Source organism: Prauserella sp. PE36, assembly GCF_003311655.1.
GTDB lineage: Bacteria > Actinomycetota > Actinomycetes > Mycobacteriales > Pseudonocardiaceae > Prauserella_A > Prauserella_A endophytica.
Window position 1 is genome coordinate 13,559 of sequence record NZ_QEQT01000061.1, and the last position, 16,441, is coordinate 29,999.

Annotated in this window: 18 protein-coding genes; 4 read left to right on the top strand and 14 right to left on the bottom strand. The window is 72.3% G+C overall.

Annotated elements, in window-relative coordinates; all coding sequences use genetic code 11:
• The first annotated feature begins 82 nt into the window (after nucleotides 1–82).
• Nucleotides 83–1,468, top strand: coding sequence for a KamA family radical SAM protein (locus DI005_RS15200; protein WP_112270419.1), 1,386 nt, complete (start codon nucleotides 83–85; stop codon nucleotides 1,466–1,468).
• A gap of 6 nt (nucleotides 1,469–1,474) precedes the next feature.
• Here DI005_RS15200 and DI005_RS15205 read toward each other — a convergent pair whose 3' ends face one another.
• Nucleotides 1,475–2,173, bottom strand: coding sequence for an HAD family hydrolase (locus DI005_RS15205; protein WP_113642559.1), 699 nt, complete (start codon nucleotides 2,171–2,173; stop codon nucleotides 1,475–1,477).
• 62 nt (nucleotides 2,174–2,235) lie between these two features.
• Here DI005_RS15205 and DI005_RS15210 point away from each other — a divergent pair, with 62 nt between their 5' ends.
• Complete coding sequence (locus DI005_RS15210) at nucleotides 2,236–3,318, top strand: GDSL-type esterase/lipase family protein (RefSeq protein ID WP_113642560.1); 1,083 nt, start codon at nucleotides 2,236–2,238, stop codon at nucleotides 3,316–3,318.
• 132 nt (nucleotides 3,319–3,450) lie between these two features.
• Here the strand turns inward: DI005_RS15210 and DI005_RS15215 are convergent, their stop codons facing one another.
• The 5 genes from DI005_RS15215 to DI005_RS15235 are packed head-to-tail and all read right to left on the bottom strand — an operon-like array spanning nucleotide 3,451 to nucleotide 6,289.
• The gene (locus DI005_RS15215; RefSeq protein WP_112270413.1) at nucleotides 3,451–3,750 is read right to left on the bottom strand and encodes a hypothetical protein; all 300 of its coding nucleotides are present in this window, start codon (nucleotides 3,748–3,750) and stop codon (nucleotides 3,451–3,453) included.
• Nucleotides 3,737–3,967: a hypothetical protein gene (locus tag DI005_RS15220; protein ID WP_110336053.1), complete on the bottom strand. Its 231-nt coding sequence runs from the start codon at nucleotides 3,965–3,967 to the stop codon at nucleotides 3,737–3,739. Before DI005_RS15220 ends, DI005_RS15215 begins: the two co-directional genes overlap by 14 nt.
• Nucleotides 3,968–4,017: 50 nt before the next feature.
• Complete coding sequence (locus tag DI005_RS15225) at nucleotides 4,018–4,473, bottom strand: Lrp/AsnC family transcriptional regulator (RefSeq protein ID WP_110336054.1); 456 nt, start codon at nucleotides 4,471–4,473, stop codon at nucleotides 4,018–4,020.
• A complete protein-coding gene (locus DI005_RS15230) occupies nucleotides 4,470–5,618 on the bottom strand; it encodes a Xaa-Pro peptidase family protein (protein ID WP_113642562.1) in 1,149 nt (382 codons plus the stop codon). Before DI005_RS15230 ends, DI005_RS15225 begins: the two co-directional genes overlap by 4 nt.
• Before the next feature lie 38 nt (nucleotides 5,619–5,656).
• A complete protein-coding gene (locus DI005_RS15235) occupies nucleotides 5,657–6,289 on the bottom strand; it encodes a class I SAM-dependent methyltransferase (RefSeq protein WP_113642564.1) in 633 nt (210 codons plus the stop codon).
• Nucleotides 6,290–6,314: 25 nt separating this feature from the next.
• On the opposite strand from DI005_RS15235, the gene DI005_RS15240 reads away from it, so the two are divergent.
• Entirely contained in the window at nucleotides 6,315–7,262 is a 948-nt protein-coding gene (locus DI005_RS15240) for a 5'-3' exonuclease (protein WP_228713780.1), read from the top strand.
• Here DI005_RS15240 and DI005_RS15245 read toward each other — a convergent pair.
• The 7 genes from DI005_RS15245 to DI005_RS15275 all read right to left on the bottom strand — a co-directional run bounded on the left by DI005_RS15245 (nucleotide 7,259) and on the right by DI005_RS15275 (nucleotide 14,106).
• On the bottom strand, nucleotides 7,259–8,266 hold the full coding sequence (locus DI005_RS15245; RefSeq protein WP_112270407.1) for a DUF5914 domain-containing protein: 1,008 nt from the start codon (nucleotides 8,264–8,266) through the stop codon (nucleotides 7,259–7,261). The two genes, DI005_RS15240 and DI005_RS15245, sit on opposite strands and share 4 nt — an antisense overlap.
• Nucleotides 8,267–8,304: 38 nt before the next feature.
• The gene (locus tag DI005_RS15250; protein ID WP_113642568.1) at nucleotides 8,305–8,820 is read right to left on the bottom strand and encodes a flavin reductase family protein; all 516 of its coding nucleotides are present in this window, start codon (nucleotides 8,818–8,820) and stop codon (nucleotides 8,305–8,307) included.
• Nucleotides 8,817–9,128, bottom strand: a complete 312-nt coding sequence (locus DI005_RS15255) for an EthD family reductase (protein WP_112270403.1) — start codon at nucleotides 9,126–9,128, stop codon at nucleotides 8,817–8,819. Before DI005_RS15255 ends, DI005_RS15250 begins: the two co-directional genes overlap by 4 nt.
• Nucleotides 9,129–9,152: 24 nt before the next feature.
• Nucleotides 9,153–10,376 (bottom strand): styrene monooxygenase/indole monooxygenase family protein, encoded by a 1,224-nt coding sequence (locus tag DI005_RS15260; RefSeq protein ID WP_113642570.1) that lies wholly within the window; start codon nucleotides 10,374–10,376, stop codon nucleotides 9,153–9,155.
• A 14-nt stretch (nucleotides 10,377–10,390) separates the two neighbouring features.
• On the bottom strand, nucleotides 10,391–11,827 hold the full coding sequence (locus tag DI005_RS15265) for an aldehyde dehydrogenase (protein WP_113642571.1): 1,437 nt from the start codon (nucleotides 11,825–11,827) through the stop codon (nucleotides 10,391–10,393).
• Between the two features lie 63 nt (nucleotides 11,828–11,890).
• Nucleotides 11,891–12,829 carry a helix-turn-helix domain-containing protein gene (locus DI005_RS15270; RefSeq protein ID WP_233520147.1) on the bottom strand — a complete coding sequence of 313 codons (939 nt, stop codon included), beginning with the start codon at nucleotides 12,827–12,829 and terminating at the stop codon, nucleotides 11,891–11,893.
• 8 nt (nucleotides 12,830–12,837) lie between these two features.
• Nucleotides 12,838–14,106 (bottom strand): styrene monooxygenase/indole monooxygenase family protein, encoded by a 1,269-nt coding sequence (locus DI005_RS15275; protein ID WP_113642575.1) that lies wholly within the window; start codon nucleotides 14,104–14,106, stop codon nucleotides 12,838–12,840.
• Nucleotides 14,107–14,240: 134 nt separating this feature from the next.
• Between DI005_RS15275 and DI005_RS15280 the strand changes: the two genes are divergently transcribed.
• Nucleotides 14,241–14,897: an IclR family transcriptional regulator gene (locus DI005_RS15280; protein WP_233520148.1), complete on the top strand. Its 657-nt coding sequence runs from the start codon at nucleotides 14,241–14,243 to the stop codon at nucleotides 14,895–14,897.
• Between the two features lie 142 nt (nucleotides 14,898–15,039).
• Here the strand turns inward: DI005_RS15280 and DI005_RS15285 are convergent, their stop codons facing one another.
• The gene (locus DI005_RS15285) at nucleotides 15,040–16,299 is read right to left on the bottom strand and encodes an MFS transporter (RefSeq protein ID WP_228713785.1); all 1,260 of its coding nucleotides are present in this window, start codon (nucleotides 16,297–16,299) and stop codon (nucleotides 15,040–15,042) included.
• Nucleotides 16,300–16,441: the final 142 nt, after the last annotated feature.

The following is a 16,441-nucleotide window of genomic DNA, read 5'->3' on the forward strand; positions in this document are numbered from 1 at the left end:
GCCACCTCGTGACGAGAAGATTTGCATCATATTGATTGTATGGCAGGATATTTTAACGCGTGAACCGACATGAGGAGCAGATGTGACTGCGATCCAGGAACCTGCCATCGATGCCGGCGACCAGCCGTACACCTACCGGCGTGCCGAGCTGGCCGAACCCGACTGGCGTCGCTTTCCGGGCTGGCGGGACGTCACCGAGGCCGAATGGCGCGACGCCCAGTGGCAGCGGGTGCATTGCGTCCGCAATCTCCGGCAGCTGCGCGGCGTGCTGGGCGATCTGGTGGCGGACCGGTTCTACGACGACCTCGCCGCCGACCAGCGCGAGCTGGCGACGATGTCGATGCTGCTGCCGCCGCAGATGCTCAACACCATGGCGCCGCAGGCGGGCACGGACCCGGAGACGGTCACCGACGCCTTCTACGCGGATCCGGTCCGGCGTTACATGCTGCCCGTGCGCAGCGACCGCGACGACGTCTGGCCGAGCCACCCGCACTCCGAGCGCGATTCGCTGCACGAGGCCGAGATGTGGGTGGTGGAGGGCCTCACGCACCGCTACCCCACCAAGGTGCTCGCGGAGCTGCTCTCCACCTGCCCGCAGTACTGCGGGCACTGCACGCGGATGGACCTCGTCGGCAACTCCACCGAGCTCATCGACAAGCACAAGCTGACCCTCAAGCCCGTCGACCGGCAGGACGCCATCATCGGCTATCTCCAGCGCACTCCTGGCGTGCGGGATGTCGTGGTGTCGGGCGGCGACGTGGCCAACGTGCCGTGGCACCAGCTCGAGGCGTTTCTCATGCGGCTGCTCGACGTCGAGACCGTGCGCGACATCCGCCTGGCAACCAAGGCGCTCGCGGGCCTGCCGCAGCACTGGCTGCAGCCGAAGGTCGTGGAGGGCCTCGCGCGGGTCGCGGGCACGGCGCGGCGGCGGGGGGTGAACCTCGCCATCCACACCCACGTCAACCACGCGCAGTCGGTGACCCCGCTCGTCGCGGAGGCGGCGCGCACGGCGCTCGAGGTCGGGGTGCGGGACGTGCGCAACCAGGGCGTGCTGCTGCGCGGCGTCAACGACACTCCGGCACAACTGCTGGACCTGTGCTTCGCGTTGCAGGGCGAGGCGAACATCCTGCCCTACTACTTCTACCTGTGCGACATGATCCCGAACGCCGAGCACTGGCGGCTCGCCGTGTGGGAGGCGCAGGAGCTGCAGCACGCGATCATGGGCTACCTGCCCGGGTACGCGACGCCGCGGATCGTGTGCGACGTCCCGTACGTCGGCAAGCGCTGGGTGCACCAGCTCGCCGAGTACGACCGCGAGCGCGGGATCTCCTACTGGACCAAGAACTACCGCACCGGCATCGAGCACCACGACCCCGAGGCGCTGCGCCGCCGCTACCCGTACTACGACCCGATCTCGACCCTGCCCGAGTCCGGGCGCGCGTGGTGGGCCGACAACGCGGGGCGGTGACGCGCCTCAGAAGTGCCGCAGCAGCTCGGGAAACGCGCTCAGGCGCAGCACGCCGGGATCGTTGGGGTCCAGCTCGCTGTGCTCCAGCACCCACGTGTTCTCGTTGGGGATGAACACGGCGCCGAGCCCGGCCTGCCTCGCGGGCAGGATGTCGGACTTCGGTGAGTTGCCGATCATCCACGTCGCCTCGGGCGCGAGCGCGTACTCGCGGGCGAGTTCGTGGTAGGTGCCGGCGTGCTTCTCGGCGACGATGTGGATGCCGCCGAAATGCCGCTCCAGCCCGGAGACGGCCAGCTTCCGTTGCTGCTCCTCCGTGTCGCCCTTGGTGAGCAGCAACAGGTCGTGGCGCTCGCCCAGCGCGTCCAGGGTGTCCGTGACTCCCGGGATCAGCTCGATCCGGCCTTCGACGAGCGCGACGGCCAGCTCGTCGATCCGCCGCAGCTCCTCGCGCGTGGCCGGCCGCTCCCGCAGCCGCGACACGCAGTCGCCGAGGCTGCGCAGGAACACCTTGCTGCCGTAGCCGTGCGCGGCGGAGTTCGCGCGCTCGATGTCGTCGAGGATCTCGCGCAGCTCGGCGCGGTCGAGGGTGGGGTGCGCGAGCCAGTCGAGGAAGTCGTCGATGACCCGCTCGAAGAGGACGTTGTTCTCCCAGAGCGTGTCGTCGGCGTCGAAGATCAGTACCTGCTTCTCGTGTCGTGCGCGCACGGCGCGAGTATCGGCGGCGGGCCCCGACGGCCGCCACTCGTTTTCTTCTAGACTCGACCGCGATGGCCAGATCTCGCTGGTGGCTCGCCGCGTTCGCACTCGTCGGGGTCGCCCTCCTCGTTGGAGTCTTCGTTCTCATCGGCAAGGACGAGCAGCAGCCCACCGAGAGGCCTGGCCCGCCCGGCCGTGGTCCGTTGACCGTGGTGGGGCTCGGCGACAGCACGATGTCCGGCGAGGGCGCCGGCGACTACACCGCCGACACCAACGGCCGCGACGGCAACTGGTGTCACCGCTCCCCCAACGCCTCGGTGCACCACGTGGATGTGACGAGCATCGTGAAGTCGGTGAACCTCGCGTGCTCCGGTGCTCCCTCGGGCCACGTGGCGCTGGGCGACGTGCGGCAGTGGACGGAGCCCTCGCAGGCGCAGCAGCTGGCGGAGCTGGTGAAGAGCCATCGCGTGTCGGCCGTGGTCGTGGCCGTCGGCGCCAACGACGACCCTCGGTTCTCGCGGCTGATCTCCGAGTGCTTCACCTCGTGGTTCATGGACGACGGCGATCCGTGCAGCGAGCGGATCAAGAACGACTGGCAGTCGCGGATCGACAAGATGGTGCCGAAGGTCGTCGGCGCGCTGGAGGACATCAAGAAGGTGCTCCGCACCGCGGGCTACGACCACGACGACTACCAGCTGGTGCTGCAGTCCTATGCGGCGCCGATCGGGCCGGACATCCCGGAGAACCTGCGCAACCTCAACGGCTGCCCGTTCCGCACCGAGGATCTGCGCTGGGTCAAGGAAACCGGCGCGACTTCGCTGTCGGCGGGCCTGCGGCAGGCGGCGTCGGAGGCCGGCGCGCGGTTCCTCGACCTCTCCCGCGCCGGGGACGGCCACGAGGCGTGCTCCGGTGGTCGCGACGCGAGCAGCGAGTGGTTCACGCGGTTCACGGTCCAATGGGACGACCTCTCCGACGCCGAACGCGCGACCCACGCCATCCAGGAGTCGTTCCACCCCAACGCCGCGGGGCACGAGCAGTTCGGCCGGTGCCTGAGCGAGTTCCTGACCACCAATGACGAGTCGGCGGCCTGTCTGGAGGGCGAGGACGGGAACCTGCACGCCGCGCCGTCGGTGCTCGCACAGAGCCGAGGCTGACCGCCAGGAGCGTCCTGAACGACCCCGCCCGTAGCGAGCGGCGATCCAGACGGTGACCTCGCAAGGCGGAGGATCGCCCTCGCACTGGGCCGCACGTGGGTGACCCGACAACGCAGCGAGTTCAGCGCGCTCCTAGAGATCGAGGGCGGCGCGCAGCGCGCTGTCGATCTGCTCCTGCACGTCGGTGCCGATCGCGGCGATGCGGCGGTCGAGCCAAGGCCGGTAGATCCGGGTGAGCTGCAGGGTCGAGATCCAGAACCGGCCGTCGATCGCGACACCGAGGATGTCCTGCGGGTCCTTCTCCAGCAGTTCGGTGCCCAGCAGCCAGGGCCTCTCGGACTCGTTCACGCCGTCCGAGGAGAGCAGCAGGATCGCGCGGGGGCGGGCAGGTCGCGTGGGTGGGTGGTAGGTCCAGACTTCACCCCTCCGCACGCAGGTCCTCCAGCGCGGCCGCGATCTCCGCTTCGTCCGTCTTCGCCGCGGATTCGGCCGACTGGGCTGCGTGCGGGTGGTAACCGGTGCGGACGGCCTCCCTGCGGGCGGCCTTGGACAGCCAGGACGACACCGAGATGCCGTGCGCCTTGGCGGCCCGTTCGGCGAACTCGAGCGCACCCGCGTCCAGCGACAAGGTGACCTTACGTGTTGCCATACCTTTTACCGTACTCCCGTGCGCCCGCGACGGACAGGGCCGCGTGCGGGCTAGAGGTTCGGCGAGCGGCCCTCGAACGGCGTGGAAAGCACCACGGTGGTGCGCGTGGACACCTTCGCGGCCTCCCGGATCTTGCGCAGCAGGTCCTCCAGCGCCAGCGGCGAGGCCACCCGCACGAGCAGGATGTAGGACTCGTCGCCCGCCACGGAGTAGCAGGACTCGATCTCGGTGATGTGCTCCAGCCGCTGCGGGTAGTCGTCGGGAGCGGCTGGATCGTTCGGTGTCAGGGAGATCAGCGCCGTGAGCGGCAGGCCGATCTGCTCGCCGTCGAGCCGGGCCGTGTAGCCGCGGATCACCCCGCGCTGCTCCAGCCTGCGCACCCGCTGGTGCACGGCCGACACCGACAGTCCGACCCGCTCGGCGAGGTCGGTGAAGCTGCGCCTGCCGTCGGCGGCCAGCTCCCGCACGATCGCCTGGTCCAGCGGTTCGAGCCCGGCGCCGGTCATGAGTCGAGCACGACCAGCTCGTGCGGCCGCTTGTTGAGCGACTCGGCGCCCTCGGAGGTGACCACGACGATGTCCTCGATCCGCGCGCCCCAGCGGCCGGCCTGGTAGATACCGGGCTCGACGCTGAACGCCATGCCTGGTTCGAGCGGGAGGTCGTTGCCGCCGACGATGTAGGGCTCCTCGTGCACGTCGAGACCGATGCCGTGCCCGGTGCGGTGGATGAAGTACTCGCCGTACCCGGCGTCGGTGATGATGTCGCGCGCTGCCGCGTCCACCTCCTGCGCCGTGGCACCGGGGCACACTGCCTCGACGGCGGCCTGCTGCGCGCGCCGCAGCACGGCGTAGGTCTCGGCCACGTCGGCGTCGCGCGGCTCACCGACCGCGTAGGTACGGGTGGAGTCGGAGTTGTAGCCCTCGGCGATCGGGCCGCCGATGTCCACCACCACCACGTCGCCCCTCTCGATGACGCGGTCCGACACGTCGTGGTGCGGGCTCGCGCCGTTCGGCCCCGAGCCGACGATCACGAAATCGGCCGCGGTGTGGCCCTCCTCGACGATCGCGACGGTGATGTCGGCGCCCACCTCGGCCTCGGTGCGGCCCGGACGCAGCCACTCGCCCATGCGCGCGTGCACGCGGTCGATGGCCTCCCCTGCCTTGCGCAGTGCGGCGATCTCGGTGGCGTCCTTGCGCATGCGCAGTTCCCGCAGCACCGGCCCGGCCAGGCACTGCTCGGCGTCGCCGACGGCGGCCCGCAGCGCCAGCACGTGCAGCGCGGCCATCATGTCGCTCACGGCCACGCGACCGGGCTTGCCGAGGCGGCCGGCCACGAGCTGGTACGGGTCGTCGCCGTCGACCCACGTCACCAGCTCCACGCCCAGCTCGTCGAGCGGGACGTCGGAGTAGCCGGGGGCCTCCAGCTTCGGCACCACCAGCGCGGGTGGCCCGTCCCCGGCCGCGGGGATCACGAGCGTGGTGAGCCGCTCGAACGACCCGCCCGCCTGGCCGATCAGGTAGCGCAGGTCGGAGCCGGGCGCGATGAGCAGCGCGTCGGTGTTCGCGTCGGCGGCGGCGCCGCGAGCCCTGTCGAGGCGGGCGCGGAGGCTGGCGGCGTCGGGGGCGGGGTTGTGCAGCGATCGGCGCGACATGGCGCTGAGCCTAGTCGGCCCTCCGGTCGTCGTCCTGGCTACCTTGGCCGCGCCACGCCGAGCACGCGCGTGGCCACCACCGACACCTTCGCGCCGGGCGGGAAGGTCAACTCGCGAAGGCGGACCAGGTCGAAGCCCGCACGTCGCACAGCCGACACGGTGTCGCGGTTGGGGTGGCAGCCGCCCATCAGGTGGGGCCACACCAGGTTCGCGAAGTCCTGCCAGCGGCCCCGCCCGGCACCGCTCGAGCGGACGTGCTCGAAGAAGCGCAGCTCGCCGCCGGGCCGCAGCACCCGCCGGAACTCGATGAGCGCGGCGGGCGGGTCGGCGACCGAGCACAGCACGCCCGACACGACCACCGCATCGGCTGAACCGTCGCCGGACGGCAGCGCGTCGGCGAGGCCGTCGACGACGTCGATGGGCACCGGTGCGCGACGGGCCGCCTCGGCCGCCCGCGCCCGCAGTGTCGGCTCCGGCTCCACGGCGGCGATCCGCTCGACCGTCGGCGGGTAGTGCGGGAAGTTCAGGCCGGTGCCCGCGCCCACCTCGATCACGTGGCCGGCGAGCCCGGCGAGCAGCTCCCGGCGCAGCTGCGCCTGCCCTCGCGCCTCGTTGCGGGCGCCGATGCGGATGAACAGCCTCGCGAAGAACGGGTTCTCGACGAGTCCCATCCCCCGAGCATGGCACGCTGTGCGGGTGACGACCGCTCCTTTGGCGCTGCTCGACGCGGCAAGCCTGTACTTCCGTTCGTTCTACGCGCTGCCGGACACGATGACCGCGCCCGACGGCACTCCCGTCAACGCCGTCCGCGGCTTCGCGGACACGATCGCGCGGATCATCGTCGACCGGCGCCCCTCGCGGCTGGTCGCCTGCCTCGACGCCGACTGGCGGCCGCAGTTCCGGGTCGACGCGCTGCCGAGCTACAAGGCGCACCGCGTGGCCGAGGTCGCCGAGGCGGGGGTGGACGTGGAGGAGGTGCCGGACACGCTGACCCCTCAGGTGCCGATCATCCTGGACCTGCTGGAGGCGGTGGGGCTGGCGACCGCCGAAGCCGAGGGCTTCGAGGCCGACGACGTGATCGGCACGCTCGCCACACGTGAGGCCACCGACCCGGTCGAGGTGATCACCGGCGACCGCGACCTGTTCCAGCTCGTGCGCACCGAGCCGACCCCGACGTCGGTGATCTACGTCGGCAAGGGCTGGGCCAAGGCCGAGGTGCTGGGTCCCGCCGAGGTCGGCGCGCGCTACGGCGTGCCCGCCGAGCACGCCGGCCCCGCGTACGCGGACATGTCGATGCTGCGGGGCGACCCCTCGGACGGGCTGCCGGGCGTCGCCGGCATCGGGGAGAAGACCGCGGCCAAGCTGATCACCCAGTTCGGCTCGCTCGACGCGCTGGTGGAGGCCGCGCGAAGGGAAAGCCCGGAGCTGCCGCTGAAGACGCGGACCCGGCTGAACGAGGCGGCGGACTACCTGGCTGTGGCGCCGACCGTCGTGCGGGTGGCCCAGGACGCGCCGGTGGTGCAGTCGCGCGACGACCGGGTCCCCGACGGGCCGGCCGATCCCGGCCGGGTGGCCGAGCTCGCCGAGCGCTGGAACCTCGGCAACTCCGTCAAGCGCCTGCTGGACGCGCTCGCCGCTCGTTAGACCGAGCCGGTGCGCAGGGCGTAGCGGCGCTCGGCGTAGGCGAGATCGTCTCGCCACAGCCGGGTCGCGACCCGGCGCATCATCGGCCGCACCAGTGGGGCCAGCGAGCGCGCCACCGCGAACCCGGTGCGCGGCGACGTCGCCACCGTCGCCTCCAACACCGCCGTGCGCGGCCTGCCGTCGGCGCCGGGGCCCAGCGGGGTCGCATGGGTCTCGACCACGCTGCCCTCGCCCTCTCCCGAGACGATCCGCATCACGACGGTCCTCGGTTCCGGCGCGGTGAACTCCGCACGCACCGGAACGCCGAACCGCCCGCCCACGCGGAACGTCACGTCCACCAGGAATCGGTCGGCACCGTCGACCGCGTCGGGCTCCGGGGCGCGCACCACCGCCAGACGGGTGAACGAGTACGGGTGGAACCACGCGCCATGCCACGGATCGAGGCGGTTGGCCACGACGTCGCACGGCTCGCACACGCCCTCCAGCCGGGCCACCGCGGAGAGCGCACCCGACAGTTCCGGCCGCGCGGGCAGCACTGGCCGGGGGGTCGGCGGTTCCCCGCCCTCCGCGTCGAGCCGCACCCACGCGAGCACACCGTCGTCGTGCGCGGGCAGGGGCTGCCAGCCCCGCCCGCCGCCGGACGGCACCGCGAGGCCGTGCCAGCGGCACACGACCTCGCCGCACACCACCCGGCCCTGCGCCAGCGGCGCGCCGAGATGCGGGCAGGCACCGGGGCCGACCACGAGCCGCCCGGTCCCGTCCCGCCACGCGACCAGCTCCCGGCCCGCGACGCGCGTGCCGAACGGACGGTCGGACCTGACCGCGTCGGCGGCCGCGAACGGGAACCAGTTGCCCGACGGGCGGGCCTGTGCCCGGTCGGCGGCCGCCTGGATGATGGCGGGGTCGGCCTGCCCGACCGTCGGCCGCTGCCGGGCCCAGCGCGTGCGGGAGATCGGCTGCACCGGCCAGTGGGCAGGCCACCGCCCCTGAGGGTTGTCGCTCACGCGTCCTTGTTAACCCAAGCGCGCCCATCGATAAACGCTCAGTAGAAGAACACGTCCTCCGTGAGCCCGGCGTGCAGCGCCCGGTAGCCGCCCGTGTAGAACAGCAGCGGGCTGCCGTCCCGGTACTCCAGGTGCTCCACCTCGCCGATGAACAGCACGTGGTCGCCCGCCGGATGGCGATCGACGATCCGGCAGCCGATCTCCGCGAGCCCGCCGGGCACGAACGCGTGCTCCCCGCGCCACTGGAAGTCCACCACCAGGCCGGGTCGCGGCCTGCCGCCGAAGTGGCGGGACACCTCCTCCTGCTCCGCGGAGAGCACCGTGACGCCGTAGCGGTCGCCCCGGTGCAGGTGCTCGGCCATCGTGCACCTGCCGAGCGACACGAGCACGAGCGGCGGGTCGAGCGAGACAGACAGGAACCCGTTGGCGGTCATCCCGTGCACGCCGCCATCCGGCGGCACGGTGGTGATCACGGTGACGCCGGTGGCGAAGCGGCCCAGCGCGCCGCGGAAGTGACGCGGGTCGGTGAGCGCGGGGCGCGGCTCCGCGATCACGTGCCCGCCACGGGCGCGTAGTGGATCACCTGCGCCCCGCCGGTGGCGTAGTTGGGGACGTCGGCGTTGACGGCCCGGCCCTCCTCGGAGGACAGCGCGGCCGCCATGGCCTCCGCGGAATCGAAGTCGGCCTCGAAGACGGCGAAGTACGGGCTTTCCCCGCCACCGGCGGCCTGCACGTCGAGGCTGTAGCGCATCGCGCGCAGACCGGGCAGCTTCGCGGCCAGCGGGAGGTGGGTGTTGACGTAGTACTCCCGGAAGTGGTCCGGGTCGGCGGGCGGCGGGTACAGCACGGTGAGGCGGTACATGCTGGTGTTCTCCTCTCGGGCCGGTCAGGCCTTGGCGTGGCGGGCGAGGAACTCGCGGGTGCGCTCCGGGGTGGCGAGGATGCGCCACTGCCGGTCGGGGTAGTCGAAGTTGTCGGTGAACTCGTCGGCGACCGCCTGGTCCTGGCTCATCGCGCCGAAAAGCTGCAGCAGGTGCTCCGGTGGCGGCGCGAGCATGAGGTTGGTCCACTGCGCCGCGCCCAGCACGACGTCGGCCCTGCGCGCGGCGACCCGCCTGCAGAACTCCTCGTCGAGCGCGTAGTCGGCCAGGATCTCCTCACCGGTCACCCACGCCGAGTGCGACGCCGAGTTGGCGCCCTGGCCCACCACGGGGTCCACGACGGTGTGCACGTCGCCGATCGCGAGCGCGTACTTGCCGTTCGGCAGCGCCGCGTAGTCCTGCCGCACGGTCGGGACCAGCGCGCCCTGCAGGATGTCGAGCGGGCCGGTCAGCCCGAAGCTCGCCGGGTCGACGCGCTCGAAGGTCTGCGGGTGGTGCTTGGCCAGCAGGTCGAGCACGAGGCGCTCGTAGCCGGCCGGGTCCTCGTCGTAGGACTGCCGGCCGAGGATCTCCAGCTCGCCGCCCGGCACGTTCTCGAACAGCAGCGCCGTGGTGAACCCGGCCGCGCTGTACATCGGGATCTCCAGCAGCTCGCCGTGACCGGGCGAGACGCTGATCGTGACGCCCTTGGGCTCGGAGTAGCTGATGCCGTTGTAGCAGCCGACCGACAGCACGCGCTGCGGCTTGTCGTACGGGCTGTACTCCGGCCTGCGGGGAAACAGCGCCGAGAACGCGCCCCGGCCCGCCGCCACGACGAGCAGGTCGTGTCGATCGGCGATGGGCTCGATGTCCTCCGCCTGCAGCATGCGCACCTCGAGCCTGCCGCCGCGTTCCTCGAACGCCTCGGTGAGCTTGGGCAGGTAGAGGCGGTAGTCGATGGCGCTGGACCACCGCTCGAAGTCGCCTCGCCAGGACAGCGGGGTCTCGCCGCCGACGTAGTGGTGGTGGCAGGAGTAGCCGTACTCCTCGACCGGCCAGAAGTGGACGTCGAGCTCCCGCTCGCGCTGGATCGTCGGGCCGTGGTGGGCCACGCTGTTGAGCAGCCTGCCGCTCGCGAGCTGGGCCGCGGTCTTGTCGGTGTAGATGGTGACCGGGACGTCGTGCTGCCGGAGCTTCAGGCCAAGCTGCAGGCCGGCGATCCCGGCACCGACGATACCGATGTTCGGCATGGTGCGTGCTCTCCTCACAGTCGCGTCCAGACGCTCTTGATCTCGGTGTACAGGTCGATGGCGTGCTTTCCCATCTCGCGGCCCCAGCCGCTGGCCTTGAACCCGCCCCACGGCGCGGCGGCGTCGACGGGGTTGGGCATGTTGACGAACACGGTCCCGGCGCGGATGGCCGCGGCCAGCGAGTGCGCGGCGCCGACATCCCGCGTCCACACCGACGCGGCCAGGCCGTACTCGGTGTCGTTGGCTCTGGCCACCACCTCGTCGGGGTCGTCGAACGGTAGTACGGCCAGCACGGGGCCGAACACCTCCTTCCGCGCGATGATCATGTCGTCGGTGACGCCGGTGAGCACCGTGGGCCGGTAGAAGTGCCCGTCACAGCCGACGAGCTCGCCGCCCGCCGCGAGCCGCGCGCCCTCGGCGGCGGCTCCCCGGACCAGGGCGTCCACCGAGGACAGGTGCTCCGCCGAGACGAGCGGGCCGACCTGGGTAGCCGGGTCGAGGCCGGGGCCGACGACCAGCGCGTCGGCGGCCTTGCCGAGCCGCTGGGAGAACTCGTCGACCACGGACGCGTGAACGTAGAAGCGGGTGTAGGCGGCGCACACCTGGCCGGCGTTGAGGAACCCGCCCTGCAGGCAGCCCTCCACGGCGGCGTCGAGGTCGGCGTCGGGCAGCACCACCACGGGCGCCTTGCCGCCCAGCTCGAGTGAGACGCGCTTGAGGTTGCCGGCCGACGCGCGCACGATCTCGCGGCCGACGTCGGTGGAGCCGGTGAAGGAGACCTTGTCGACGCCCGGGTGGGCCACCAGCGCCTTGCCGGTCGCGGGGCCGCCGGTGAGCACGTTGAGCACCCCGGCGGGCACACCGGCCTCGACCATCAGCTCGGCCAGCCGCAGCGTGGTCAGCGGTGTCTGCTCGGCGGGCTTGAGCACGACGGTGTTGCCGCACGCGAGCGCGGGCGCGAGCTTCCACGACGCGATCATCAGCGGGAAGTTCCACGGCGTGATCAGCGCGCACACGCCGATCGGCTCGCGGCGCGTGTACTGGAGCACGCCGGGAATCGAGACCGGCGAGGTCTCGCCCTCGATCTTGGTGACCCAGCCCGCGTAGTAGCGGAAGTGCTCCGCCGCGGCGGCCACCGACACGTTCCTCGCGATGCCGATGGGCTGGCCCTGGTCGCGGCACTCCAGCTCGGCCAGCTCGGCGGCGTGCTGGTCGATCAGGTCGCCGACGCGCCACAGGATCCTGGCCCGCGCGGCCGGGGTCAGCTCAGGCCACGGACCCGAGGCGAACGCCGTTCTCGCCGCCGCGACGGCACTGTCCACATCGGCCTGGCCGGCGTCGGCGACGGTGCCGAGCGGGCGAGCGGTCGCCGGGTCGGTGGTCTCGAACCGCCCGCCGCCGGCCGCGTCGACCCACTGGCCGCCGATCAGCAGTTGCCCTGTCACGTTCATGTGCCCAGCCTGGCAACCGTCCCCGTGCCCGGTCTTTGCCTGAGGCGAACGGCTCTTGACGATTCACGTACCGGCGAGCGCCCTGGCCCGGAACTCGCGCGGGCTCAGCCCGTACGCGGCCTTGAACGCGCGGCTGAAGTGCGCGGCGTCGGGCAGGCCCCACGCGGCACCGACCGCGCTCACCGGTTTGGCGAGCGTGCCGGGCAGTGCGAGGTCGCGGCGGCACTGTTCGAGCCTGCGGGTGCGAATCCAGCTCGCCACGCCCTCGCCCTCCTCGGCGAAGAGCTTCTGCAGGTACCGCGTGGACACGTGCACCGCGGCCGCCACCGCGTCCGGGCAAAGGGCCGGGTCGCCGAGGTGCTCGTCGACGAACGCCTTCGCCCGTGCCACGAGCGCGGCGTGCGGCACCTCGGGCCGCGCCTCGAACCGTTCGGACAGCAGCGCCGACAGCAGGTCCAGCACCGCGTCGGCCAGTGACAGCGTGGCGCCCGGTGCGGTGCCGCCGAGCCTGCCGAGCAGCCGCAGGAACAGCGGGGCGAGCAGCGAGCCGGTCTCGTCGTCGCGGGCGATGCGGCGAGCGAGCACGTGCCGCTCTCCCCCGCCGGTAAGGCGCAGCCGCTCGCGCGGGAACATGAACACCGCCATCGTGGTGGCCTCGGGAAAGGCGAGCGTGTAGGGCCGGTCGGTGTCGTAGAGCGCGAAGTCCCCCGGTGATAGCAGCGCCTCCTGCCCGTCCTGCACGAGCAGGCAGCTGCCGGTCAGCTGTAGCCCGAGCTTGTAGTAGCCGCGCTCGCTGCGCGCGATCATGGGCCTGGTGCGCCGGACCCGATGCGGCTCGGCATCCACTTTGGACACCAGCAGTGCGCCGAGCCGGTCGATGCGCACCTCACCGTGGAACGCGGGCGCCTGCGCGACGGCGTCGAGTGGCACGAACGCGTCGGAGATGACGTGGCGCCAGTAGTCGACGCTCTCGTCGCCCGCCACCTCGTCGGTGCTCAACACCGTGCTGTTCAGTAGGGCTCTGCCGATCGCTGGATGGACCACGTCGTCCTCCGATCTCCTTGTGCTCGGTCCCGGGTGAGGAACTCCTCTTGCCGGCGTGACGTCGCGAGCAGTCGCCATTGCCGGTCCGGGTGGTCGAAGTTGGTGGTGAACTCGTCGGCGCGGCGCTGGTCGTCCGCGAGCGCGCGGAGCAGCTCTGGAATGCGGGCCGGCGGGTCGAGCATGAGGTTGGTCCACGCCGAGCCGGCGAGCAGGACCTCCTCTCTCGCGCGCGCTACCCGGCGGCAGAACTGCTCGTCGTAGACGGTGTCGGCGGCGATCTCGGCGGCGACGACGGCCGCGCTGTAGGCGGCGAGGTTGGCGCCCTGTCCCATCACCGGGTCCACCACCACGTGGGCGTCGCCGAGGGCGAGGGCGAACGTGTCGTCGCCGAGCGGCAGGTAGTCCTCGCGCACGGCCGGAATGACGCCGCCCTGCAGCAGGTCCAGCGGATGGGTCAGGGAGAACGCGCGCTCGTCGACGCGTTCGCGGGTCGCCGGGTGGTGCGTGGCGAGTGCGTCGAGCACGGCGCGGTGGAACCGGGCGGGATCGTCGTCGTAGGGCAGGCTCGCGAGGCCCGCGAGGTCGCCGTCCGGCACGTTCTCCAGCAGCAGTGCCGTCACTGGGCCGTGTCTGCTGAGGATGGGGATCTCCAGCAGTTCGCCGTGGCCGGGCGCGATGCTCATGCCGACCCCGGCGGGCTCGGGCGCGCGTACGCCGGTGTAGAGCCCCGCGCACAGCAATCTGCGCGGGGCGTCGTGCGGGCAGTGCTCGGGCCTGCGGGCGAACAGGCCGCTCAGCGCGCCACGGCCCGAGGCCACCACGACCAGGTCGTGCTGCCTGCCGAGCGCGGCGAGGTCACGCGGACCGATGTCGGCGACCTCCGGCTTCGCTCCGCGCTCGGCCAGGTCGGCGGCGAGCCGGGGCAGGTAGAGGCGATGGTCGACGGCGCAGGACGGGTTCGTGAAGTGGCCGGTGAAGCGCACCGGCGCGGCCCCGCCGAGGTAGTGGTGGTGGGCCCCGTAGCCGTACCGGTCGGCAGGCCAGTGGTGCACGCCGAGTGCCCGCTCACGTTCCAGCATCGGGTGGTGGTGGGCGACGGTGTTGAGCAGCCTTGCGTCGGCGAGGTCCTCAATGGGGCGCTCGGCGTAGAGCGTCACGTCGACGTCGGCGGCACGCAGCGCGAGGCCGAGATGGAGCCCCGCGACCCCCGCACCGACGATGCCGACCGTTGCCACCGCACGTTTCCCATCAGTTGCTCTATTATCGAGCAAGTCGTTCTCTGAGCGAGCACACCGTACGACGCGCCCGGCGGGCGCACAACCCCGGGCGGGAGGCGAGCGCGGCTGTGGCGGAGGGCAAGAAGACCGCGGTGTCCGGACTGCAGACACTGGAGCGTGGCCTGTCGGTGCTGGAGGCCGTCGCCGCGCACGCGCCGTGCACGGCGGCCCAGGTCGGCGAGGCGACGGGCCTGCACCGCTCCATCGCCTACCGCGTGCTGTGCACGCTGGAGGCACGCGGCTACCTGCGCCGGGACCAGGCAGGCCGGTACGAGGTGGGGCTCGCGGTCCTCACCGTCGCCTCCGCGGTGCACTCCGACCTGCAGGCCATGGCGCACGCGGAGCTGAGCACGGTCGCGGACGCGACCGGCACCACGGCGTTCCTCGCGGTGCCGCACGGCGACGACGCGCTGACGCTGGTGACAGTGGAGCCGCCCGCGGCCGCGGCCCCGGTGTCCTACCGGCCCGGGGTGCGGCACCCGCTCACGCGCGGTGCGCCCGGCCTGGCGATCCTCGCCGCACAGCCACCGCGACCCACCGAACGACCCGAGGTGACGCTCGCCCGCGACCTCGGCCACGTGCGCACCAGCGGGGAGGTGGTGCCCGGTATCAGCTCGCTCGCCGTTCCCGTCCGGCTGCGCGCGGGCCGCGTCGCGAGCGCGTGCGTGCTGTTCGTCGCGGGCCGCCTCGACGAGCCCGCCGCGCTGGACCGGCTGCACGCGGCCGCCGACCGCCTGCGGGGCACCTGAGCCGAGTCGCCGCCGCAGCCGGGATGGCGAAGGCCGTGCTCGGCCGGGAACGCACCCGGGCACGCGCGAGCCTGCCGGGAAGATCGTCACCGCGCGGGAGGCCGAGCTCCCGTCGAGCCACCCGCGCCCGGCCGGGTGGGCGTCAGCTGCCCGCCGTCGCGAACGCGGGCGCCACCTGGGCGGCGTGCCCTGTCGGCACGCGCGTGGCCGAGCGCCACGCCACGGCCGCTGCGGCGGTGGCGGCGAGGGTCGCCAGCCCGGCCACGAGCAGCGCCTCGGCGGGGCCGAGCCGCTCGCACAGCCAGCCGAGCAGCGGCGCGCCGACCGCCCCGGCCCCCGCGGCGACCGTGCCCTGGATCGCGAGCACGCGGCCCCGCATGCCGTCGGCGGAGTCCAGCTGGAGGCGCGTGCTCTTCGCGGTGTCGATCAGCACCGCGCCCGCGGCGATGGGCAGGATCATCGCCGCGAAGCCAGCGATCCCGGGCAGGTAGCCGCTGAGCGCCTGGAGCACGCTGGTGGCCGCCGCGGCAGCGAGCAGCACCGGGATCGTCAGCTCGCGGATGCGTGCCGTGACCACACCGCCGAGCACCGTGCCCACCGCGAAGACCGACGAGAGCATGCCGTAGCCGGCGGCGCCTGCCCCGAGCGGCCCCTCGGCCATCGCGGCCATGGTGACCTGGTAGTTGCGGCCGAGTCCGGAGAGCACGAAGCCGAGCGCGAACAGGATGATCAGCACCCGGTGCCCGCGCACGTAAGCGAGCCCGGCCCGCACCCCGGCGTGCTCGGGCGCGCTGACCTCCAGCGGGTGGAACTCCCCCGTCCGCATGACGGCGATCGTGGCGATGACGGCGACGAAGCTCGCGGCGTTGACGAGGAAGAGCACCGGCTCACCGACCGTGGCCACGAGCAGCCCGGCGAGGCTCATGCCCAGCACGCGGCCGATGGAGTTGACGATCGAGTTCCACGCGAGCGCGTTGCCGAGGTCGTCTCTCGGCACCACCTGGCTCGCGAAGCGCCCGAGCGCGGGACCGCCGAACGTGCCGATGAGTCCGGACATCGCGGTCAGTGCGTAGACGGCGGCGATCGGCAGGCCCTGCCACACGACGTAGGCCAGCACGAGCGCCAGCAGGAGGTGGGTGGACTCGGCGATGAGCACGATCCGCCGAGGCGAGAACCGGTCGGCCAGCGCACCGGCCCACGGGCCGAGCAGCAGCGCTGGCAGGGTGCTCAGCAGGATCGACGCGCCCACCGACGTCGCCGACCCGGTCATCTCCAGCACGACCCAGTTGAGGCCGAGCACCTGCATCCACGTGCCGGTCACCGAGATGAGGTCGGCGGTGGCCCACAGCCGGTAGTTGTGGTTGCCGAGGGCGCGCAGCATCGGCGGCAGCTCTCGCCGCAACTTCTTTCCCCTTTGGACAGTGGTGCGCCGGAAAAGCACCGTCGCGCACCGGAAGACGGACAGGTTCGCGATCGACGGTGACCGAGCGGCCGCTCACGCTACCCCGAGAAGACCGCGCTAATCCTTTCCGGACATGTGGCGA